Source organism: Spirosoma arboris (assembly GCF_009754945.1).
GTDB lineage: Bacteria > Bacteroidota > Bacteroidia > Cytophagales > Spirosomataceae > Spirosoma > Spirosoma arboris.
Genome location: NZ_WPIN01000006.1, coordinates 287,800 through 310,969 on the forward strand (window position 1 = coordinate 287,800; position 23,170 = coordinate 310,969).

Here is a 23,170-nt window from a genome sequence, read left to right on the forward strand (position 1 = left end):
CGCCGAGTTGTCCATTAACGGACATATCCTGTACGATTCAGGACAGGGGTTGGGGTGAGGTTATATGGCGAGAACAGCGCCTTCAATTAGTGAGCGGAGGGTTGTCTTTTCATAAACTGCCAGATTTGCATCGCGTACACGAATCATAATGGGCCGGATTTCACAGGTTTCCTCATCGTCACAATCGTCGCAACGGACATAGAAATTTAGCGACACACAAGGTGTTGGGGCAATTGGCCCGTCGATTATCCGGATTACCTGAGCCAAATTGATTCGTTCTGGTTCCAGTCTCAAGCTGTAACCACCCCCTTTCCCTTTCTGGCTTTGTAGTAATCCATGATTCCGTAGTTCGAGTAGGATGCTTTCCAGAAATTTTTTTGGAATGTTTTCATGAGCCGAGATGGTAGTAATCAGCACAGGGCCATTCCCAAATTGTTCGGCTAATACCTTCACCGCTTTGATGGCGTACTTCGCTTTTTTTGAAATCATTTTTCGGATAATTTCGGACTGTGTCGCTCAATTTCAGCGTAAAACTAAAGAGCAAATCGAATAAATGCTATTCTGTAGGAGTAGTAGATTAATAACGCTATATCTCCATAGACTAATAGATAAATAGCTGTTTATCAGATTTTTGGAAAAATACTTGGAAAAAGAAAAATAGCTATTCAACTTTGCCCATCAATCTACAGGATTAAGTCAAAAGGTTCCTATTATTGGATTAAAAAGCTAGGAAAGCTGCTAACAGACTTAGGTTGTACCTACGGAACTGAATCACTCAAACACATTCGAATCTTGAATTTTTAATCACTCAACGTAGGCATTGTAGTTTATATTCTACTTAATATGTAGGATTAATGTATTTAGGTTTAACCCACACTTTATTTGCTGATTTCACTTCTTCCTTAAACTAGCTAATTACCGAAACCTTATGAATATCACCAGTAACACGGTCAACATTAATTGGCACCAAATAAGCTATCGAGTCGCTGGGTTTGACCGGTTGAACTTTGTTAATGACATTACGAATGCCATCCCACAGGATGATGCCTGTCAGATTGCACGACTGGATTTTGAAGCAGATGGTGTGCAAGCTCGTGGGTGGCTGATTATTCGCGTTCGGCAACAGCAATGGTTTACGACCATACACGACCGGCTGCGTTCAGTTCGGGGGATGGTAAGCGTGCAGGCTGACCCGGTAATTTAGACTCTATTGATGCCGATTTCGGTATCTTTGGTACTGGAAGCAGTAGTTCTGGTGGGGTATTCTGTCACTAGTAAACCAGAACGCCGGATTAATTCGCACCAGAATACATCGCTTACAAGGTATAAATCAATGAGTAAGCTTGAATACGATGCCGTTGTTGTGGGTTCCGGACCGAATGGCCTGAGCGCAGCCATTGTACTGGTACGGGCTGGTTTGTCGGTGGTAGTGCTGGAAGCCCAACACACCATTGGCGGTGGAACGCGCTCGGCTGAACTGACGCTCCCTGGTTTCGTGCACGATATCGGATCGGCAATTCATCCACTAGCGGCTGGATCGCCTTTGTTTCAACGTTTGCCTTTAGCGGAACATGGACTGGAGTTTATTTATCCGCCCATCTCTGCCGCTCACCCTTTCGATGGTGGCCGGGTAGCCACTCTGGTTGGCTCAGTAGACGAAACAGCCCGGACATTGGGCGTCGATGAACAAGCTTACCACAAACTTTTCGATTCTGTTGTTCGACATTGGCCCACGATGGCTGCCGATGTGCTAGGACCGCTACGCTTCCCTAAGCATCCGCTCGATATGGCCCAATTCGGCTTAGATGCGCTGCTTCCAGCAACCGTTGTGGCGAATCGGTTTCAAACCACCGAAGCAAGGGGATTATGGGCGGGTATGGCAGCTCATGCCATTCAACCACTCACAAATCTGACTACTGCCGCTATTGCCCTGGTGCTCATGACGGCGAGTCACCTGCGTGGCTGGCCTATGCCCAAAGGTGGGTCGCAGTCAATTGCTAATGCGCTAGCTTCTTATTTTAACTCGTTGGGTGGCGAAATTGAGGTTGATCGAACAGTTCATTCTCTCAGCGATCTACCCAAATCGCGGGTGGTATTGTTTGATCTTACACCAAAGCAACTCCTGTCCATTGTTGGCGATCGATTTTCAAATGGGCTGGCGAATCAGATTTACCGGAAACAACTGGAGCATTATCGGTACGGGCCGGGTATTTTCAAGATCGACTGGGCACTGGATGGCCCTATTCCCTTTACAGCTCCTGAGTGTCACCGCGCTGGAACCGTTCACCTTGGTGGTACACTCGAGGAAATTGTCGACGCCGAACAGCGAACCTGCAACGGCCAACACCCCGACAGACCGTTTGTCTTGCTAGCTCAACAGAGCCTGTTCGATTCCAGCCGTGCCCCGGCGGGCAAGCATACGGCCTGGGCTTATTGTCACGTGCCAAATGGCTCGACACTTGATCGTACCGATGCGATTGAAAAGCAGGTTGAACGCTTTGCTCCGGGTTTCCGGGATCGGATTCTTGCCCGTCATACGATGAATACGGCGCAAGTAGAAGCCTGGAATCCAAATTATGTGGGGGGCGATATCAACGGCGGTATCATCGACATCAGGCAGTTATACACGAGGCCGACAATTGGATTAACACCCTATCAAACATCGGAGCCAGGGATTTTTATTTGTTCATCAGCAACACCGCCAGGTGGTGGCGTTCATGGGATGTGTGGTTATCACGCGGCTCGTGTTGCCTTGCGGGAAGGCTTTGGAAAACCCGTGCCTATCGAACTCGCTAACGGATAAACTTTAATAAAAGGACTTTCGCAAAAAGCCGTGCCACGGTTCTTATCAGGATGCTGAAATAAACCGTGGCACGGCTTTTTGCGAAAGTCCTGATCAAAACTACTTAGGCAATGAAGTAGAATTAAGCCCAATAGATTTTATAGAATCAGTACTCTACGTGTGAATACTTTATTCAGAAAGGGCTTACAACGTCTAAATTTGCTTAATTACTTACCTCAACTCAATAGTAGTATGTCAACGGTTGCCTTAGCCAATCCCAAAACTAAATTTTCACTTACCGAAGACTGGACAGTTGTCGTGCTCGGTTTGCTCAGCATTGTCCTCTCCTTAAATGGCTTGATTATTCCTGCGCCTGTCTTCGGCTGGACCGACGCAAGTAGTCTGTTTTCCAACGTCTTTACTGCAAAGAACGGATTACTTATTGCCGGACAGTTTGCATTTACTTACGTAATCGCGCTGATTGGTACAGGCTTAATTGCGGGGAAATCGGTTCGGGCAACCTTGTTGGGCTTTCCAGTTGTTTTCGGACTGACCTTGCTGGCGCTGATCCTGGCGGGAAATAAAACGCTCAAAGATCTTAACCTCGAAGCCGTGATTTTTAGCCTCGGTATTGGGCTGGCGGTGGGGAATCTCTTTCGGCTTCCCGATTGGTTACGGTCTTCTCTATCTACGGAATTATTTGTCAAAATCGGGCTGATCCTGCTGGGGACATCCGTCATTTTTGGGGATATTCTTAAAGCTGGATCATTGGGATTGATTCAGGCACTGGCTGTGGTCATTTCGGTTTGGTACTTTGCTTTCTGGGTCAGCAAGCGCCTGAAAGTAGACGATGAACTAACTATGATGCTGGCATCGGCGGTATCTATTTGTGGGGTATCGGCGGCTATTGCGACATCGGGTGCTATTCAGGGCGACAGCAAAAAGCTTTCTTACGTTATTTCGCTGGTACTCATTACGGCTATTCCGATGATGTTGGTGATGCCTTATGCAGCCCATGCCATGGGGCTCTCACCCGCTGTAACCGGTGCCTGGCTGGGTGGTACGATTGATACCAGTGGGGCCGTTGTGGCAGCCGGAACACTGGCTGGTGAAGAAGCGCTGAAAATCAGTACGATCGTTAAGTTTTCGCAGAATGTCTTGCTGGGGGTAGCCGCTTTTGCAATCAGCATCTATTGGACGTATACCAAAAATCAGACAGAAGTTGCTCAGACCAGCAAACCAACTCTGGGCGTTATTTGGGAGCGCTTTCCAAAGTTTGTTCTGGGCTTTTTGGCTGCTTCCTTGCTATTCTCGTTTGTGGTAAGTCCAGCTACAGTCGATACCGTAAAGGGCAGTTTAAAAAGTTTGCAGGGCCTGTGGTTCGCGTTGGCGTTTACAAGTATTGGCCTTGAAACTCGCTTCTCCGACCTGTTCAACGCTGATAATCGTCGGCCTATGTACGCCTTCCTGATCGCGCAGACGTTCAACGTAGTCATTACTTTAGTGATCGCTTATTTCCTGTTTCGGTAGGTTTAGCGTTCAGTAACTTCGTACTGATGACCAGATCATACCTGAAATAAATGATTAAATTATTAATAAAAGCTGCTTTCTTGCAAAATGAGATTGCGTGGGTACATCAGTATCACCCGGCGAGCCGTCTATCAGCGCAAAATCTCAGGAAAACATCTAACGAATAGTACTAATGCTTCGAATTTCATTGGGTTTGGTTTATGTCTTGCTGGCACTGATTGGTTTTGTTGAAAAATTAGGAAATACGGAACCGCAGCGTGTCAGGCAGCTCAGTTTACCGGTAGACGGACCTGCTGATATTCGACTAACTACTTTTGCAGGCCCCGACCTGACGCCAAGCCCTGCCTGTCTGGCTGTTGCCCCAACTGGCGAAGTCTTTGTAGGTGTCGATATGATTGGATCGCTGGGCAAAACTCCTGGTAAAGGATACATCATCAAACTTGTTGACCAGGATAATGATGGCAAAGTCGATCAGCATACCAAATTTGCCATGGTCGACAATCCACGCGGCATTATTGCCCTTCGGGATCAGGTCTTTGTTCTGCATACGACCTTCTCGGCAGAAACTGGGAAAGCCAGTAACATGGACCTGGTTGTATTTGACGATGCTAATCAGGATGGTGTTGCCGATGGTCCATCGAAACCACTCATTCAGAATCTAAGCAATCCGAACTTTCTACAGAGCCGGGGAACCGATCATGCAACCAACGGAATTCGAATGGGCATCGACGGCTGGATCTACATTGCCGTTGGTGATTTTGGTTTCCATGATGCCACTGACCGTAGTGGGAAAAAATTGACAATGCTGGGCGGTGGAATCGTTCGGGTGCGGCCCGATGGTACTGAAATGGAGATTTACTCGCACGGCATGCGCAATATCTACGATGTCGCCATTGATCCGTACATGAATATTTTCACGCGGGACAATACCAACGATGGGGGCGGGTGGAATATCCGTTTCAGCCACCAGATTCAGTCGGGTGAATATGGGTATCCAGTTTTATTTAAGCAGTTTACGGATGAAATTATCCCCGCTCTGGTCGATGTGGGTGGAGGCTCGGGTACGGGTTCGTTGTTTATGGATGACCCTACCTGGCCAGATAAATACAACCACGTGCCCATGATGGCCGACTGGGGACGGAGCCAATTGTATATTCACCGCGTTACGCCGGATGGACCCAGCTATACTCAAAAAGAAGAGGAATTTATTAAGCTTCCACAAATCACGGACGTGGATGTAGATGCATCGGGCCGGATGTATCTGGCGGCATGGGATGGTGCAGGCTATTCGGGTAGTCCAGCTAAAGGGTTCGTGATGCGGGCTGTTCCTACTGACTGGACCTATAAAGCGTTTCCTTCCCTCAAAAAAGCCTCTATAAAAGAGCTCGGCAAGTATCTGCAATCGGGTAGTGCTGTAGCCCGGTTGTATGCTCAGCAGGAATTGCTTACCCGTCCTGTCGAAAAAGTGACCAAAGCCGCATGGAAATTAGTTGCTGACAAAAGCCTACCACTCTACGCCCGAATCGCTGCGATGTATACGTATACACAAGCAGCGGGCGAAGCGGGAACGCCTAATTTAGTTAAGCTGACAGCAGAGCCTGAATTCAGAGAATATGCCTTACGAGCTCTAAGCGATCGAAAATCACGTCTGAGTAATGTCCCCATCGATCCGTTTATGCAGGGGCTTAAAGACCCTTCTGAACGGGTCCGGCTTGCTGCCATGATTGGTTTGGGACGATTGGGCAAGATAGAAGCGGCTCCTGCGTTGTTGCAGGTTGCCGTTCCTGCCTCTTTTGTCGCACCTGCCAAAGGTACAGAAGGCCCACATGCAACGCCCAATGCTGCCCTTGTTCCGGCACATATAGCTGTTCGGACGTTAGTAAGTCTAAATGCTGTAGATGCCTGCGTGAGTGCCATCGGGACTAGTAATTCTACCCTCGCGCTCTGGGCGTTACGCTATATGCACGATCCGAAAGCGGTGGATGGACTACTTGCTGCCTATCAGCGTACTAACGACGAAGCGTTGAAAAAGCAGATTCTGGTTACGCTGGCACGTTTGTATAAAAAAGAGGCCAGCTACGATGGTTCGTGGTGGTGGGGCACTCGTCCCGATACACATGGTCCGTACTATAAAGGTATCGTTTGGGAATCGTCGCCAGCCATCGAAAAACTATTGAAGTCGGAATGGGCCAAGGCCGATGCCAACGGCAAACAGTTCTTCATTGATCTGAATAGTCGCCATCGGATGGATATCCCTGAATTTGGCGTTGAGGAAGTTGTTGCAACTAAAGAAGAGCCCAAAGTAGATCTGGAAAAAATCAGAAACCAGAAAGGGCAAATTGGTAAATCGTCAATCGAAGATATTATGCTGGCGATGGCCAAACTTCCCGGCGACCCTATAAAAGGGAAAGCTCTCTTTACCCAGCAGGGGTGCATTGCCTGCCACAGTATCACGAAAGGCGAAACAATGAAAGGGCCGTTTATGGGGCAGATTGGGTCAATTATGAATCGGGAGCAGATTGCCGAGTCGATTCTCAAACCCAATGCCTCTATCTCGCAGGGTTTTGCCACTGTACTCATCACAGCCAAAGGCAATAAGAGTTACACGGGCTTCATCACCGAAGAGTCGGCCAGTAAGGTCGTTTTGCGTACGATTACGGGAGAAGTATTCACGATCAAAGCCAGCGACATTCTGACGCGTAAGGAAATGGAAACGTCGATGATGCCCGATGGGCTGGCGAATGCATTGTCTTACGAAGAATTTGCCTCACTCATTACATTCCTGTCTCAGCAAAAGAAATAAGGAAGATTCTTAGAAGAAGAGTTGACTGATGGGGTAGACTGCGGATTATTCTCGGATAGAAAGTTTTTGTTGTACCTCTTGAACGAATTTAACCGAAACGCCCGCAATGTCGGCGATTTGTTCAACTGTCAAAGACATTTTAGCAAGTAAATTTCGTACAATGCGCTCCTCTGTCTTTTCTTGGCCTATCATGTAGGCCGCGTCTTGTTCTATATTTACAAACTTGGCAATGCTATCCATGGCAAGGTCTCTAAGGGTTTCTCCTAAATTACGCAACTGTGCTAATACGCGCAATTGACTGAAGTATCTTTTTAACGCTAAATCTCCGGTAGTCGTTTCTTCAACGCGTAGTATGATTTGCTGTAAAACGGTTTTAGGGCTTTCACCCTTAAAATTAGCCAGCACCGCTAAAAGTACTTCTTCGGGTTGGTTAGATTGAAGAAACGTATGATAATCAAGTTGAGCAAAAGCAATAAGTGAAAATTTATAATGCATCGTCTCACTTTCATGCTTAACTTCCATTTTTGGTATACTTGAGCCGAGAAATAGTACAAACTGGCGAACAGGCATTTTGTATTTTCGTACCAGCATGATATAATAGTCAGCCATTCGGTATACCATCTCTGGTTCATCAATCAACTGGAATTCCAGATGGAGTATAAAAATATTTCCTTGATTATCACTGATTTTCTTTAATACATCGGGTTTTCGCTCCTTGGTGTGCTGAATATCGTCAGGTAATTCCTCTGACGTAACGGCGGTAATGCCGAGAATATTCTGCATCAAATTCGGAATGACGGCCTCTATGTTCTCCTTAAATATTTTGTCGTATTGGCTGGCCTGTTTACCCATGCGGTAAAGTTACCTGAAATATAGAAAATGTTTATAAGTGGCGATTGGAGACCAGATAATATATGAGTTGCTTAGCCTTACAACTCTCTTAGCCAGAGTATTTCTCTGTTCACACAATACCTAAAAATACAATTCTTAATTAACCTCCCGTTTGGAGCATTTTCATCAGTGAATAGCCATCGTCATACTTGATGTTCTCGATCTTCCAGCCTTTAGGCTCTTGGATTAGTAAGAACGTGACGACTTGTTTCTTGCCAAAATTCTCAAAGGTAGCGTCTACGGTTGCTTTACTACCCTGAATCCTGGCTGGATGAATCGCAAACTTTTTGATCTCCATATCCTGAGCATTATAGAGCGGATCACCATCAATGGCCCCAACTTCTTTCTGTGAGCCAATAGCATCTTTCCAGATCAGATCCGCCAATTTTTTGGTGAAATAGGTGTCCAGCAAAGCTCGGTTTTTGGTCTGGAAAAAGGGGCTTTTTTTTGCATGTTGCTGGTATAAATTGGCCACTACTTTATCTGGTGTAAGTGGTGAAATCTGGCCTATGACACAATGAGTGATCAATAGTGCCAGTGTTAGGAAGGTTAGTCGGTTCATAGTATTTGCAAACGATAAGCAGGCTGTAAAGACAATGATTTATCTGGCATAACCTGCCAGGATAGTACTGGAACAAATGACTCCTTTCGAGGCAAAACTTCCAAATGCGTTTAACTCCCATTGATCTAACGGTAACGAATCAAACAAGTATAAATACGCCTTTCCAGCGCGTATGGGCGTATTTATACCTGCTTGTTGTTTCGTGGAAGATCAAATTTCGTTGGTCTATTTCACTCGTTGTCGGTGAAGTTCTGCTTGTTGTGTGCTCAAAGTATCCTGCTGTCAGTTAGGCTTTGAGTATCGCCTGCCTTGCTACCAACTTTGCAGCGTTAATCAACTTATAACAACAAGTATTAATGAACACACTATATAAAAAGCTAATGGTCGCCGTTGTTTTGGTTGTCTCTTTAGCCTCCTGTAAAGAAAATGGCCTGGTCGCACCCGATAAATCGGACGTTGCTTCAGCTGGAGCCGTAAATGACTTAATCCCGGTTGGGGTTCCCAAGAAATACACCTTGATTAAACACGGTCAGGTTACCCTGACGTATATGGCTGACGGTCGACTGCAAAAAGCAACCTACGGACCAGGTCCAATTTCCTACCCTTACACGTCCGTTACCTATGCTTATGGTATTCAGTCAATCAAAACAACAGCTTATTCGGGCCGTACGGTGGTATTGGAAGAGACTTACCAACTGGATGCGACGGGTAGATGCACTGAATCAAAAGAGAAGACCTTCGTCTTTTACAGTTTTGGTACGGTTGAACTTGTGCAACCCTGGGTTTATCAATACAATGCATTGGGTCAGCTGAAAACACGGACGAGTCAAAACAATGGCGAGAAAACCACGTATACCTTCAATGCCGATGGTGATTTGACGAAGGCAAGCTCGACTGGAATTGATGGTAACCCGTATAAAGACATCACATTTGCCTACGATCAACCCACGGGTGACCCAATTCTGACGGACAGAAACCTGCTTAATTCCGAGCGCACTTTTCTGCCAGATCCCTACCTGCGAATTTTTGGCAAATCCAGTAAACACCTCGCGAAGCTTATTACGGAGAAAAACTTCTACGGAAATCAGGCGCCGTTGTCCTATTATTATTCATATACGCTCAACGCAGATGGCTACATAACTGAAGAGAAAACATTTAATGTATTCAATGCTGCTCTGATTTCTACAAAAAATTACGACTATCTGGTGACGAACATTGGGTTTCAGTAATAGTCAACCGATAACGGAAACGGAGTAAAAATGCCTGGCTATTCGTCAGGCATTTTTTGTGTTGGGACCGGCTTATAACTGTAGCGAATTTATTTACTTTTATAGCATCAATAAGTTCTGACTATGAGTTTGTTATACTGGCCTTATTACCCTTCCTTTTTAATTTAATTCGTAAAATTCAAATGAAAAACCTTGCCTTACTTCTTGTTTTTTCGGCCCTTTCATTCGCTGTATATGCGCAAACTGACAATAGGATTGTCATGGGAACAATTGACAGCGTCCAGTCGAAAATACTGAATGAAAAACGAAAGATCTGGATACACGTACCAGATAGTGGTCCCGCCGGTATATATACCAAAAAGCGCTATCCGGTTGTCTATTTGTTAGATGGCGACGCTCATTTTTCGTCGGTGGTGGGTATGATCGAACAACTTAGTTCGGTGAATGGGAATATGGTTTGTCCCGAAATGATTGTGGTGGCTATTCCAAATACGGATCGAACACGGGATTTGACACCGACTCGTGTGGAGAGTGACCCCCCGTTTATGGATAAGGGTTTCTCGAAAAATTCGGGCGGTGGTGAAAAGTTTATTTCGTTTATCGAAAAAGAACTGATGCCTCGCATTGATTCTTTATACCCAACTCAGTCCTATAAGATGCTCATTGGACACTCGTTTGGTGGTTTGGCGGTCATGCAGGCGCTAACGAAGCATACGAATTTGTTTAATGCCTACGTCGCAATTGATCCCAGTATGTGGTATGACAAACAAAAATTCTTAGCCGAAACGAAGAAAGAACTGACGAATAAGAAGTACGCTGGGATTGCCTTATACGTGGGTATTGCCAATACCATGAATGACGGAATGACACTGCTGAAATTGCCGAAAGATACAACCGCCAGTACACGACACATTCGCTCTATTTTCGATTTAGATAGGTATGTGAAAGCAAACGCACAAAACGGTCTACGCTATCAAAGTAAATACTACGAGAATGACACCCACGGCTCGGTTCCGCTTATTACAGAATACGACGCTCTTCACTTTATTTTCAATTACTACAATTTAAAACTGACCCAAAAAGACTTTACCGATACGACCACGGCTATAGTCGATAAATATGAACGCCATTTTGCCAATGTATCAAAGCAACTGGGCTATAAGGTAAGTCCGTCTGAAGGCTTGATCAATAGCCTTGGCTATGGAGCGCTGGCGAATAAGAATGTCAAAAAAGCAGAGCGATTGTTTAAGCTCAATGTGGCCCATTATCCAGACAGCTATAATGTGTATGACTCATACGGCGATTATTTTATGGCGCAGAAAGACACGCTGAATGCCATTACCCAGTTCAAAAAAGCCCTGATCCTTAAAGAAAACCCGGAATCCCGACAGAAACTTGATGCTTTACTGGGTACCAAACCAGTAAAACTAACTGCCGATGAGTTGAAGAAATATGTAGGCGAATTCCAGCTTGGCGATATGCTTGTCAAAACATTTGTTAGCAAGGATGTGCTCAACGTATCCGTTCCAGGGCAGCCTGATAATGAACTTGAACCGACAAAACCGAACGAGTTCAAAGTCAAAAACAGGAACGGCTATTTTCTTCAGTTTGAGATGAATGGCGACAAACCAACTGCGTTTAATGCCACCACACCCGACGGACAATTTAAGGCGACGATAAAGAAATAAGACTCCCCTTGCTCATGAAAATAATCCTGAACCTGCTCCTTTGGGGCCTCTTTTTCGCTTCTGCCAGTTTTGCCCAATCAGCCAATACGATTACTGAATCGGCCAATCAGTTTTTGAATACGCTTAGTACCGACGAGCTAAAAAAGACGACTTATGCCTTTACAGATAGCCTTCGGTATAAGTGGACGAACCTGCCGGTTGGTTTGGTACCGCGCCCTGGCATTCAATATGGTTCTCTCTCTGACAAAAGCCGAATGGCGTTTCATCGAGTGTTGTCAGCCATGCTGAGTTCGCAGGGATATCTGAAAACAACCAGCATTATGCAACTGGATGATATCCTGAATACGCTCTACCAACAGGCATTCGATAGCGGTAAAATTGATCAGAAAATGCTCAAAATGATGCAGGATTTGAAGTGGGCACATGGTAATTATTACATCTCCATCTGGGGAAAACCGCAAGCCAGCGAAGCCTGGGGACTCAACTTTGGCGGGCATCATATGGCTCTGAGCCTCACCGCCGACGGCCGGAATGTATCCATGTCGCCGTATTTTGTCGGTACCGATCCAGCAGAAGTAAAATCAGGTAAATACTCGGGCTTGCGGGTGTTGAGCAAAGAAGAGGATTATGGCTTCATGCTTGTCAATGCGCTGACAGATATGCAAAAAGCAGTGGCTATTCTGAAGCAGGAGGTTCCGCAAGATATTATTACCAGCCCGCAAAGCAGTCAGAGAATTACCAGTTACTATGGTATTGCAGCCGGGAAGTTTAATGAAGACCAAAAAGCAATGCTGAAACTGCTTATCCAGGAATACACCCACAATTTTGAGCACCAAAAGGCACATCAATTATTCGACAAAATCATAAAGTCGGGTATCGATAAGGTGTATTTTGCGTGGGTCGGTAGTCTGGAAAATAACAAACCACACTATTACATTATCAACGGTCCCGACTTCCTAATTGAATACGACAACGTTGGTTTTCAGAATGATGGCAATCATATCCACGCGATTCTGCGGGAGAAAGGCAATGACTTTGGCGCTGATTTGTTGAAGCAGCATTATCTGGAAACGAAGCATTAAGCTGTTATTGAAAATAGCGCCGGTGTCAATACTGGTAACGAGTTTGATAGTTAATAGCTAAAGCTCCAGGTCGGCCAGACTAGGAATGATGGAGGGGACTTTGTTAGTACGATTCAGGCTAACTTAAGCAATGAAGTTTATTGCATCAAAAGTTTCGTATATTCCCTTTTCAACCTCCTTTTTATGCCCCTGATTCAAGACTCTCTGGCTATTTTAGCTGTATTGATGGGCAATATTATTGTAGCAGAGCTATTGACCAGGTTGCCAGTTTTTCGCCAGCTGGGTACATCGCTTACCGTCATATTGTTAACGGCCATAACGGCGAACCTTGGTCTGATTCCAACCTCGACCAACGCACCTCCACTTTATGATGGCATTTTCACCTACCTGGCGCCCATTTCTATTTTCTATCTGTTGCTAACGGTTAACCTACGCAGTTTACGGCGGGCTGGTACACCAATGGTGATGAATTTTTTTATTGGTGCAACGGGTACTTTACTTGGCGTTGTGGCTGGAATGTGGGCCGTGGCTGGACCTAAAGGGTTTGGGCAGTTATATTATGCACTAGGTGGAATGTTTGCCGGTACGTATACAGGAGGCAGTAGTAACCTCAATGCAATTGCCCTCCATTACGGGGTTAACAAATCAGGAAACTTGTATGCTGCGGCCATTGCAACCGACAATATTGTTACGGCGCTCTGGATGGGCGTTACCCTGCTGTTGCCACCATTGCTCAATCGGTATTTTCCCCGAACATTAGAGTACAACTTGACATCCGCCGAAAAAGAACAATTAGAGACCGAAGCCAACGCCCAGATTAGCGAAATTGAAACAATTAGCCCAATTGATTTAGCGATCTTGATTGGGCTTGGCGTATTCGGATTGTTTGCCGCTCAGCAACTGGCGGTTTTTATGCCTGCTATTCCCAAAATTCTGTCGTTAACTACCTTCGCATTGATACTGGCCCAGTGGTCGCCCATTCAAAAGCTGCGGGGTGTTCGGGTGGTGAGCATATTTTGCATTTACTTGTTTCTGGCTGTTATTGGTGCTTACTGCGATATTGCGGCTCTTCTGAAAGATGGGCAGTTAGCCTTGACGATGCTTGTTTTTGTGAGTGTGCTGGTAGCCGTTCATTTCATCGTTCAGTTTGGCGTAGGGGCGTTGCTTCGTCAGGATTGGGCCGTTATTAGTGTCGCTTCTCAAGCGTGTCTGGGTGGTTCAGCTTCGTGTTTAGCTCTAACCAAAAGTCTGAACCGACCCGATTTGCATTTGCCGGGTATTTTGGCTGGTGCTTTGGGCAATGCTGTTGGTACGTATTGTGGTCTGTTGGTGGCCGAGTATTTGCGAGACGCCAATTGGCTGATGGGTTGATAAAGTGCATACTGAATAGTCCGTTTAAGCATAGCAGATGACAAGTGGCTGGCCTTTTATCAAAGGGGTACAACCATTTAACCTAAAAAAGTATCGGGTTATAAACCCATGCTTATATTTGGTTAAACTCCTTTAATCCCTCCTCTATGCAATTGATTATCCAGCACTTATCCAAAACCTATCCCAACGGGGTTAAAGCGTTGGACGATGTATCACTCACCATTCCGATGGGCATGTATGGCCTGTTGGGGCAAAACGGGGCCGGTAAATCGACGTTAATGCGGACGCTCGCTACCTTACAGGATGCCGATACAGGCACGGCTATGCTGGATGATCTCGATATCCTCAATCAGAAAGAAGCTGTTCGTCGTGTACTCGGCTATTTGCCCCAGGAGTTCGGGGTGTATCCCAAAGTATCGGCCACCGATTTGCTGGATCACTTTATTGTGTTGAAAGGAATTACCAATGGGCGTGAGCGGAAGGAATTAGTTGAAGCGTTGCTCCATCGGGTAAATCTCTATGAACACCGTAAAAAGGCCGTTAGTAGCTACTCTGGCGGTATGAAGCAGCGTTTTGGGATTGCCCAGGCACTTATTGGTAACCCTAAGCTGATTATTGTCGACGAGCCAACGGCGGGTCTCGACCCCGGTGAACGTAACCGGTTTTACAACCTGCTCTCGGAAATTGGGGAGAATGTGATCGTGATTCTGTCGACGCACATTGTACAGGATGTCATGGAGTTGTGTAATAACATGGCTATTATTCACCAGGGGCGTGTTTTGTACAGTGGCTCGCCAATGGCATCGGTAGTTGAGTTGAAAGGGAAAATCTGGGAGAAATCCATCTCCAAAAGTGATTTGCTGGCGTACCAGCAACGATACAATGTCATTTCCAGCAAGCTCGTAGCGGGCAAACCGCTTGTTCACATTTTTAGTGAGGTTGATCCCAGCATGGATTCGCCTGGGGATGGCTTCGTTTCTGCGCAACCTGATCTGGAAGACGTTTTCTTTTCAACCATTCAGGGCGATAGACTACCTGCGCGCTGATTCATTTCTATAAGCCATCATGTTTCTACACATATTTACGTTTGAAATACGCTACTGGCTGCGTCAGCCAATCGTGTATGTTTTCATCCTCGTCAACGTCCTGATGTTTACCTGGGCGGGCGCTTCTGATGATATCAGCATTGGCGGAACGTTTGGTAATATTTACAAAAATGCGCCCTATGTTGTTCAAAACCAGTACGGTATCTGGTGTATTTTTGCCCTGCTCATGACTACGGCCTTTGTACAGAGTGCCGCTATTCGCGACTTCACGTATAAAACCAGCCAAATCGTTTTTTCGTCGCCTATCCGCAAATTTGATTATCTCGCCGGGCGATTTTTTGGTTCGTTCCTGGTCTCGCTCATTCCATTTCTGGGCATCTCCATTGGTATCATCCTTGGCTCGTGGGTGGGTGAGGTAACTGGCGCAACCGACGCCGAGCGGTATGGGCCGATTGTCTGGTCGGCCCACCTGGACAGCTTTCTGATTTTCGCCATTCCGAACACTTTTCTGGCGGGAGCATTCATTTTCATGCTGGCGGCCCTGACGCGCTCGTCTATTACCGCCTTCATTGGCGCTATTGTATTATTGGTGGCGCAGCTTATTGCAGGCACATTCCTGGGCGATGTCGAGCACGAACACCTGGCCGTGTATTTCGACGCGCTGGGATACGGGCCTTTCCAGCTTATCACAAAATACTGGACGGTTAGTGATAAAAACACCCGCTCGGTGGGGTTGACTGAAGTTCCAGAACTCATTAACCGGTCTATCTGGATGGGAGTTGGGGTAGTATTGCTGGCGATCACCTATGTTCGGTTTTCGTTTGAAGAAAAAGTAAGGAAAGTGCGCAAAAAACGGCGCGATTTATTAACCGACGATGCCGCTGCGGCCGGAAAATCGGTTTTTGGCCCCCTTCAATCCTTGCCAAAAGTCAGTCTGAATTATGGCTGGTCGGCGCAATGGGTACAAATGATCCGGGTCTTTAAAACCGATTTCTGGGGTACTGTGAAAGGCACAGCTTTTATTGTGATCTTATTCGCTGGGCTGCTCAACATGGGTTTCTCGCTGCAATATGCCGGAAAGTTCTACGGGCTAAGTTCGTATCCAGTAACCTACCAGGTCATACAACTTATTCGCAGCACCCTGGCGTTGTTTCTGTTCGCCATTATCATTTTCTATTCTGGCGCGATTATCTGGAAAGAGCGCGACGCCGATCTCGATCAGATTTACGACGCTATGCCGCATCGCAACTGGTCGGTATTTGTCGGAAAGTTTCTGGCCATGATGGGCATTATGGTCATTATTCAGGTTATGTGCATTGTTGCGGGTGTGCTCACACAAGTACTGATGAGTTACCCAAACGTGGAATTGGGTCAGTACATAGTCGAATTTCTGCTGATCGACCTACTTCGCTATGCACCTATCATCATGCTGTCGATGTTGACACATACGCTGGTAAATAATAAATACGTCGCGTTTTTCATCGTCATCGCCCTGCTGATTGGTAACGCTTATGCCTGGATACCGCTGGACGTACAGAGCAATCTGGTGCAGTATAATGCCTCGCCCAATTATCAGTATTCGGATATGAACGGCTGGGGACCTTACATCCAGTCGTTTGTCTGGTTCCGTGTGTACTGGTCACTGTGGACAGCCGTGTTAGCAATGGTGGCGATTTTATTTTGGGTACGTGGTAAAGATATGTCGTGGCATGGTAGACTTCGGGCAGCGAGGCAGGCTATGAACGGCTATAATCGACTGATTTTTACAGGATTGGCCGTAGCGCTATTGCTGGTAGGAGGCTTTGTTTTTTATAATACCAATATTCTGAATCGCTACGAGACAATAAAAGGACGGGAAAAACAACAGGTGGCCTATGAGCAGAAATACAAACGATATGAACACCGATCGCAACCACGTATCGCCGATGTAAAATACACCATCGACGTTTATCCCGAACAACGTGGCTTAGTCGTAAATGGAGATTATGTACTGGTGAATCGGGCCACTACGCCGATTGACTCGGTACATATCGTGCTGCCTAATCGACTGGATTACCACATCAATCTGGAGCGGGCAAAACTGGCGATGGACGATTCGCTACTCAGCTACCGAATCTATACACTTAGTCCTGCACTGGCTCCCGGTGATTCATTGCATCTGCGTTTCACGACTCGTAGACAGACAATCGGCTTCGAAAACGAGGTGCAGTACACGAAGCAGATTAACCAGAATGGGTCGTTTTTCGATAATTTCGATATTGCTCCACAAATTGGCTATCAGGAGCAGGGCGAACTTGGCGACAAAAACGACCGCAAAAAATATGGTCTGCCGGAAAAAGCCCGAATGCCAAAGCTGGAACGAAACTGCACCGATGACTGCATGAATACGTATCTCAGTAATAACTCCGATTGGGTAATGGTCGAAACAACGATCAGCACCTCACCCAATCAGATTGCTGTGGCACCGGGTTCATTGTTGAAGGAGTGGCGACAAACGGGTACAGATGGTCAGTCTCGACGTTATTTTCACTACAAACTCGATCATCCATCACTTAACTTCTACTCGTTTATTTCGGCACGTTATGAGGTGGCACGCGAGAAATGGAACGGCATTGATGTAGAGGTGTATTACGATAAAAAGCACCCTTATAACGTCCGCGATATGCTGGAGTCGATCAAAGGGTCATTGGCCTACTTTACTGAGCATTTCGGACCATACCGCCATAAACAGGCCCGGATTATTGAGTTTCCGCGCTATGCCAGTTTTGCGCAGGCTTTTCCTGGTACGATGCCGTATTCAGAGAGTATCGGTTTTATTTCCCGAATCGATCCTGAGGAGGACATCGACATGGTCAAATATGTCGTTGCACATGAGATGGGCCACCAATGGTGGGCGCACCAGGTAATTGGAGCCTACATGCAGGGGGCGACGCTTCTTTCTGAAACACAGGCCCAGTATTCCGCCCTGATGGTCATGGAGAAGGCATATGGCAAAGGCCGAATGAAGCGATTCCTGAAGTTTGAAATGGATCGTTATCTGTCATCGCGCGGAACGGAATCGCAGAAGGAAGTGCCGCTCGAGCGCGTAGAGAGTCAGGGATATATTCATTACAACAAGGGCAGTGCGGTTATGTATTATCTGAAAGAGTTGATCGGTGAAAGCGCGGTGAACAAGGCATTGCAAACGATGGTCAGTCAGTACGCTTACCGGCAACCGCCCTACCCGGTCTCCTATAATCTGGTTGATCTATTCCGTCAGCAAACTCCCGATTCACTCCAATCGGTTATTGATGACCAGTTTGAGCGCATCACGATCTTCAACAATCGAGCTACAGCCGCTTCGTTCAAAAAGCGCCCGGATGGGCAGTATGAAGTGACGATAGCTGTGCAGGCCGAGAAATTCTACGCCGACTCGCTGGGTCGCGAAACGCCCACGAAGTTGAACGACCTGATTGACGTGGGTGTGTATGGCAAACCTGCCGAGGGTAAAAAGCAGGGTAAACTGTTAGCCGTTCGTCGGGAGCGAATGAAGCAGAAGGTAGGCAAATACACGTTTATCGTGAAAGAAGAACCATTTGAAGCAGGTATCGACCCGATCAACTTTCTGGTAGATAGAGTGCCGGATGATAATTTGAAGCGGGTCGATAAGGTGGATTGATTTGATCGCATAAAGGGTAACTACAAAACAGTTACCCTTTATGCTGAATTTCATGTAGTATGAAAAAGACCTTACTAATCAACTTGTTGCCAAGTTTTTTAGCCTGGCAATCGATGACTCTCAGCTATACGCCAGGACAGGCAACCTATACAGCTAATATTCCCCCTAATGTTCGATTCAGTAGTAGGAATTTGAGAGCAATGGCCAGGGCAGATTCATTGCCTGATCCATCCGAACTCCCGTTAAGTATTTATATCCTGTATTTTGATCAAAGTAGCCCCAAACTACGGCCAGGAGTTAAAGCTACCTTAGAGTCAATAGCTCAGCAATTGGTGAACCAACCAACGCTAATGGCAACCGTAACGGGTTACACAGACAATGTGGGCAAGCGTGAACTAAACATGGTTTTAGCGGAGTACCGGGCTAAAACCGTGGAGAGCTATTTAAAGCAGCATGGTGTACTGGCTGATCAGATTAAGACCAAATGGGAAGGACCCGATAAAAACGTACTGGCTGATGATGCTGCGAAAACAATAAGCAGACGAGTCGTTATTCAGTTAGCACCCAAATGAGTCTTCGTTGACCGTAGTTTGAAACTACTCCGAACAACTATATGGAACACAATCAAATTAATTGTACACGTATCAGCGCGTCATGAATTCCCAGGTCGCATTGGTGTAATGAAACGCTGGGTCTTTGGGTGCAATCCAACTGCCGGTTAGCTGTCCTTTTTTGTCCTTTTTGACGTCCAGCCGGGTCCAGGTGTATTTGCCACGCTCGTAGTCGAACGTAGTGCCATCATCATCATAGAGGTTCCAGCTGGCTTCTGTGGTGCCATAATAGCGAATCTGCAAGGGCGACTTTTCAGTTCCGGTCGGCGTGTGGAGCTGGAAGGGTATCATGGGAATAATGCCCCCTTCTTTCACAAATACCGGAATGTTTGCCAGCCCTGGCTTGATCTCGATCACTTCGCCTTTGCCAGCTAATTTGCCCGTGTAAAAGTCGTACCAGTTGCCAGATGGTAGCACCACTTTTCGGCTCGTTTCACCTGCAAACAAGGGGGCTACCAGCAAGTAATCACCCACCATAAATTGATCCTTAATGTCTTGTTTTACGGCCATCGCATAAGGGTTATCCGTCGAATTTAATTGCGCTGTCGTCGCTTTATCATCGAACGAAAATCCCTCGACCAGATTCATCGCCCGAATCGGGGGTTTGCCTTCAAAATGGTACTGGGCGAAAGTCGTGTAGAGGTAGGGTAACAACTGCATCCGTAAGCGCATCACCGCTTTCACATCTTCCGCTACGTCAGAGAAAGACCAGGGTTTGGTGCCATCGGCCCAGGCATTAAGCATCGCCATGGGCGAAAAGCAAACCGTCTGCATCCGACGAAGCCATTCTTCCGACGTCTTGGATGTACGTGCTTCGGGTGTCCACAATACACCGGCAAAGCTGCTGGTACAGAGTGCCGTAATGAAATCGCGGTGGTCGTAATAATCGTTGTAAATCACGTAGGGGAGGGACGGTGAACCTGCATTGGAGCCCCGTACCAGACCATACGTCCGTTGGTTCATCTCCCGAAACCAGCCATCGGTCATTTTCTGAAATTGTAGCCCGTAAATCTGCCGAATCTGCTCAGCGCCAATACCCGACGGGAATTTGGCTACATCGGGCCATAACCAGTTATCATAACCGTCGACTTCATCTACTTTGTACCCCGACACGCCGATGGATAGGTGCTGTTTCGAGAACAAATCCTTATACAATTTTCGGGCTGGTGCCAGATTGAAATCGGGAACCCGGCCAACCCAAACCGTGTGCGTGCCGGTATAAGGGAGCACGTCCTTGAAAATGGGGGAGTGCGAAGAGACATACGGATTGATCCATAAATTGGACCGAATATTTTTAGTCGCAAGTTGCTTCAGAAACTGGTCGGGATGGGGAAATCGGGTGCTATCCCAGACAAAGCTATTTGGGTAGGAGTGAGACTGCCAGCCGGGTTCCAGCCCGACAAAACTTAGCGGATACCCTTTGGCTTCAAACTCGGCTACTTCGTTTAGAATCTGTTTGTCGGTGAACAGGGTTGGGGTTCGATGTGTGAAACCAAGCCCCCATTTTGGCGGTAACGTACCTCCTCCACAGTAGAGATTGTACCGTTGCACAACTTCCATGGGTGTGCGTCCGGCAAATACATAGACTTCGGTGCCAGCCGCCGGAATCACCATGTCTACGGCATCTGAATAGGGTTGTGCGTTCCAGTTTCGCTGGCTGTTTCGGTTCATCTCGGGCGGTGTGTTGCTGCCTTCTGCCAGCACGCCCGTACCGGCGTAGACTGTAATGTAGCGGGCAGAGTTGACCAAAACGCCATAACCCAGACTGGATACGTAAAACGGAACTGGTGCGTGTGTTCGCCCGTTATCTTTGCCATTATAATGATCGACGTGCAGCGTCTTTATTGTGCCCCGCTGCTGAACGCTTTTAAAATTGAGCCCTAATCCGAATAACTGCTCACCTTTCTGCAACGGAAACCGCAATAACGTCTTGCCATCTGCTTTTTCGTGAACACTCTCGCTTAACAGCGAAGGAAATGGCATCTCGCCTAATTTTTGAAGACCGTCCAGCCGGGGTTTTATCTCCGCCACGGCCAGTGGAGTAATCCCGTCTGAACTTCCAACCACCGACTTCCACACGCCGGGGGCTATCTGCTGCCACTGAAACGCCGTTTGCTGCCCGAACCCGGACGTTGATATTAATAGACTGAAAAGAAAAAATAGAGAGGGGTAACGCTTCATGGTTTAGGAAAATAGATGTCTGGGGCACAGCTTTAACTGTAAGCTACAAAACATGCCCTGGCTTCTGCTCTACTGATTCGATTTAATCCTGAAAAGGAAGCCGTATATTTACAAGCCTTGTACACGTATTGCTAAAATTACTGTTAGCCATACATAATGGGCTATCACACCGAGTGTTAACTGCTTATAGGTCTATTGAACTGGATGGAAAAGGAAGGAGCCACTGCTCAGCTAGCCGCAGGTAAGGCGAAATTTATCGCACTTAGTGAAAGCATCATTGAAAAAATTAAAACAGGCGAACTGAAGCCGGGCGACCAGATTCCTTCTGAAAACGAGCTGATTAAAACCTTCCAAATCAGTAACACAACCGCTCGGAAAACGCTCCTCGAAATTGAATCTAAAGGCTGGGCTCGCCGAATAAAGGGCAAAGGAACCTATGTGCTCAATCGCACCGAAGATCACCATTTGCTCCGTACCCTTGGTTCCATATACGCCACCCGACGCGGCTTTCACGATAGCCTGATTGCCGAAGGCTTTACGCCCAAAAATATCGTTCTGGAGAAGACTATTTTGCAGGATGGAATCTCGTCGGAGATTAACGGTCGCCATTTTATTATCGAAGGCCCGGCACTGAAGCTCCACCAACTCCGCTATGCCGATGAGCTGCTGATTAAAGATGAGGTCAAGTACATTTCGCTGGCGCTCTGCCCGAAGATCAATAAAATACCCACCGAGGTATCGTATTTTAAAGTCTATGAAAATACGTATCACCTGAAAATCAATGAGGTTCAGCAGACGCTGGGTGTGAAAATTCTGGAGCCCAACACGACTAATTTTGATCTCAATAAACCAACGCCCGTCTTTTTACTGGACAGTGCTGTGATCTGTACGGGCGATAAGGTCGTTGAAATTGAGCAGTCTTATTACCACGGCGATAAGTATAAATTCGCCGTTATTGCCAGCCCCGAATACGATTACCGCCCGCCCAGTCCTATTACTTCGTAAACCACTTCAATAGCTCATCTACAATCAGTTCGTGACCGGCTTTGTTCGGGTGGTTCACGTGCGACATAAAGTTCGTCAACTCGCCCCGTTTGGCCACCCGCTTAAACTGCGAATAAGGGTCAGCTAACCCGATGTGATTTTGTTCGGCTAATTGATGGATCTGCTGAACGTGGGATTCCAGCGGGTTTTTGGGATCCAGAATGTCCAGCCGCTGGTCGGGAGAGGGGGTTAAGAGAATCACTTTTATGTTCTTCGCCAGTGCTGCCTGTATCATAGCCGACCAGGCTTCTTTCACCTTGCCAATATCTGAAAAACGGTCGTTCAGGGCGTAGTCGATAAACAGTACGTCGGGTTTATGAACGAGCACTTCCTGTTCAAATCGGGTTTGGCCTTTAATGGCATTTTCTCCGCCAATGGCCGTCACAATGACGTTGATAACCGCGTAAGGATATTGGCTTTTTAGCTTTGCCAGCAGCAGATTCGGATACGATTCCAGTGTATGAACCTCATGGTCATGCCAGTAGCCCGCTGGTACCGAGTGCCCATGAAAGACCAGATTGATGGTTCGGTTTTTCGGCCATTGCGTTGTGAGCTCCTGTTTCAGATTCGATAAATAGGTCGTTGAATCAGCCTGTTGGGCATTTGTGCTAAAGGTTGCTCCTAAGAATAAGAGGATAAGTACGAGCTTCATCTGAATAAAGTTTGTTAGTATTCGTGTTGTCAGTTATTAG

At 46.7% G+C, this 23,170-nt stretch carries 17 protein-coding genes; 12 read left to right on the forward strand and 5 right to left on the reverse strand.

What is annotated here, in order from left to right; genetic code table 11:
- Nucleotides 1-60: 60 nt before the first annotated feature.
- Nucleotides 61-489, reverse strand: a complete 429-nt coding sequence (locus GO755_RS18235; RefSeq protein WP_157586635.1) for an RrF2 family transcriptional regulator — start codon at nucleotides 487-489, stop codon at nucleotides 61-63.
- A 439-nt stretch (nucleotides 490-928) separates the two neighbouring features.
- Here GO755_RS18235 and GO755_RS18240 point away from each other — a divergent pair, with 439 nt between their 5' ends.
- From GO755_RS18240 to GO755_RS18255, 4 genes are all read left to right on the forward strand, one after another.
- Nucleotides 929-1,204, forward strand: coding sequence for a hypothetical protein (locus tag GO755_RS18240; protein ID WP_157586637.1), 276 nt, complete (start codon nucleotides 929-931; stop codon nucleotides 1,202-1,204).
- Nucleotides 1,205-1,333: 129 nt separating this feature from the next.
- On the forward strand, nucleotides 1,334-2,803 hold the full coding sequence (locus tag GO755_RS18245) for a phytoene desaturase family protein (protein ID WP_157586639.1): 1,470 nt from the start codon (nucleotides 1,334-1,336) through the stop codon (nucleotides 2,801-2,803).
- 231 nt (nucleotides 2,804-3,034) lie between these two features.
- A complete protein-coding gene (locus GO755_RS18250; RefSeq protein ID WP_157586641.1) occupies nucleotides 3,035-4,312 on the forward strand; it encodes a YeiH family protein in 1,278 nt (425 codons plus the stop codon).
- A gap of 172 nt (nucleotides 4,313-4,484) precedes the next feature.
- The gene (locus GO755_RS18255) at nucleotides 4,485-7,115 is read left to right on the forward strand and encodes a DUF7133 domain-containing protein (protein WP_157586643.1); all 2,631 of its coding nucleotides are present in this window, start codon (nucleotides 4,485-4,487) and stop codon (nucleotides 7,113-7,115) included.
- A 45-nt stretch (nucleotides 7,116-7,160) separates the two neighbouring features.
- On the opposite strand, the gene GO755_RS18260 is transcribed toward GO755_RS18255, so the two are convergent.
- Nucleotides 7,161-7,967, reverse strand: a complete 807-nt coding sequence (locus tag GO755_RS18260; RefSeq protein ID WP_157586644.1) for an RpnC/YadD family protein — start codon at nucleotides 7,965-7,967, stop codon at nucleotides 7,161-7,163.
- 139 nt (nucleotides 7,968-8,106) lie between these two features.
- Nucleotides 8,107-8,568 carry a DUF3828 domain-containing protein gene (locus tag GO755_RS18265; protein ID WP_157586646.1) on the reverse strand — a complete coding sequence of 154 codons (462 nt, stop codon included), beginning with the start codon at nucleotides 8,566-8,568 and terminating at the stop codon, nucleotides 8,107-8,109.
- 356 nt (nucleotides 8,569-8,924) lie between these two features.
- On the opposite strand from GO755_RS18265, the gene GO755_RS18270 reads away from it, so the two are divergent.
- From GO755_RS18270 to GO755_RS18300, 7 genes are all read left to right on the forward strand, one after another.
- Nucleotides 8,925-9,797 (forward strand): DUF4595 domain-containing protein, encoded by an 873-nt coding sequence (locus GO755_RS18270; RefSeq protein WP_157586648.1) that lies wholly within the window; start codon nucleotides 8,925-8,927, stop codon nucleotides 9,795-9,797.
- A 182-nt stretch (nucleotides 9,798-9,979) separates the two neighbouring features.
- Nucleotides 9,980-11,485 carry an alpha/beta hydrolase-fold protein gene (locus GO755_RS18275; protein WP_157586650.1) on the forward strand — a complete coding sequence of 502 codons (1,506 nt, stop codon included), beginning with the start codon at nucleotides 9,980-9,982 and terminating at the stop codon, nucleotides 11,483-11,485.
- A 14-nt stretch (nucleotides 11,486-11,499) separates the two neighbouring features.
- On the forward strand, nucleotides 11,500-12,567 hold the full coding sequence (locus tag GO755_RS18280; RefSeq protein WP_157586651.1) for a DUF3500 domain-containing protein: 1,068 nt from the start codon (nucleotides 11,500-11,502) through the stop codon (nucleotides 12,565-12,567).
- Nucleotides 12,568-12,750: 183 nt separating this feature from the next.
- A complete protein-coding gene (locus tag GO755_RS18285; RefSeq protein ID WP_157586652.1) occupies nucleotides 12,751-13,938 on the forward strand; it encodes a DUF819 family protein in 1,188 nt (395 codons plus the stop codon).
- A 146-nt stretch (nucleotides 13,939-14,084) separates the two neighbouring features.
- The gene (locus GO755_RS18290; RefSeq protein ID WP_157586654.1) at nucleotides 14,085-14,984 is read left to right on the forward strand and encodes an ABC transporter ATP-binding protein; all 900 of its coding nucleotides are present in this window, start codon (nucleotides 14,085-14,087) and stop codon (nucleotides 14,982-14,984) included.
- A 19-nt stretch (nucleotides 14,985-15,003) separates the two neighbouring features.
- Nucleotides 15,004-18,642: an ABC transporter permease/M1 family aminopeptidase gene (locus tag GO755_RS18295; protein ID WP_157586656.1), complete on the forward strand. Its 3,639-nt coding sequence runs from the start codon at nucleotides 15,004-15,006 to the stop codon at nucleotides 18,640-18,642.
- Nucleotides 18,643-18,701: 59 nt separating this feature from the next.
- Nucleotides 18,702-19,214, forward strand: a complete 513-nt coding sequence (locus GO755_RS18300) for an OmpA family protein (RefSeq protein ID WP_157586658.1) — start codon at nucleotides 18,702-18,704, stop codon at nucleotides 19,212-19,214.
- Between the two features lie 72 nt (nucleotides 19,215-19,286).
- Here the strand turns inward: GO755_RS18300 and GO755_RS18305 are convergent, their stop codons facing one another.
- Nucleotides 19,287-21,434: a TIM-barrel domain-containing protein gene (locus tag GO755_RS18305; RefSeq protein ID WP_157586660.1), complete on the reverse strand. Its 2,148-nt coding sequence runs from the start codon at nucleotides 21,432-21,434 to the stop codon at nucleotides 19,287-19,289.
- 204 nt (nucleotides 21,435-21,638) lie between these two features.
- Between GO755_RS18305 and GO755_RS18310 the strand changes: the two genes are divergently transcribed.
- Nucleotides 21,639-22,439 (forward strand): GntR family transcriptional regulator, encoded by an 801-nt coding sequence (locus GO755_RS18310; RefSeq protein ID WP_157586661.1) that lies wholly within the window; start codon nucleotides 21,639-21,641, stop codon nucleotides 22,437-22,439.
- Here GO755_RS18310 and GO755_RS18315 read toward each other — a convergent pair.
- Nucleotides 22,429-23,130 carry an SGNH/GDSL hydrolase family protein gene (locus GO755_RS18315; RefSeq protein ID WP_157586663.1) on the reverse strand — a complete coding sequence of 234 codons (702 nt, stop codon included), beginning with the start codon at nucleotides 23,128-23,130 and terminating at the stop codon, nucleotides 22,429-22,431. The two genes, GO755_RS18310 and GO755_RS18315, sit on opposite strands and share 11 nt — an antisense overlap.
- Nucleotides 23,131-23,170: the final 40 nt, after the last annotated feature.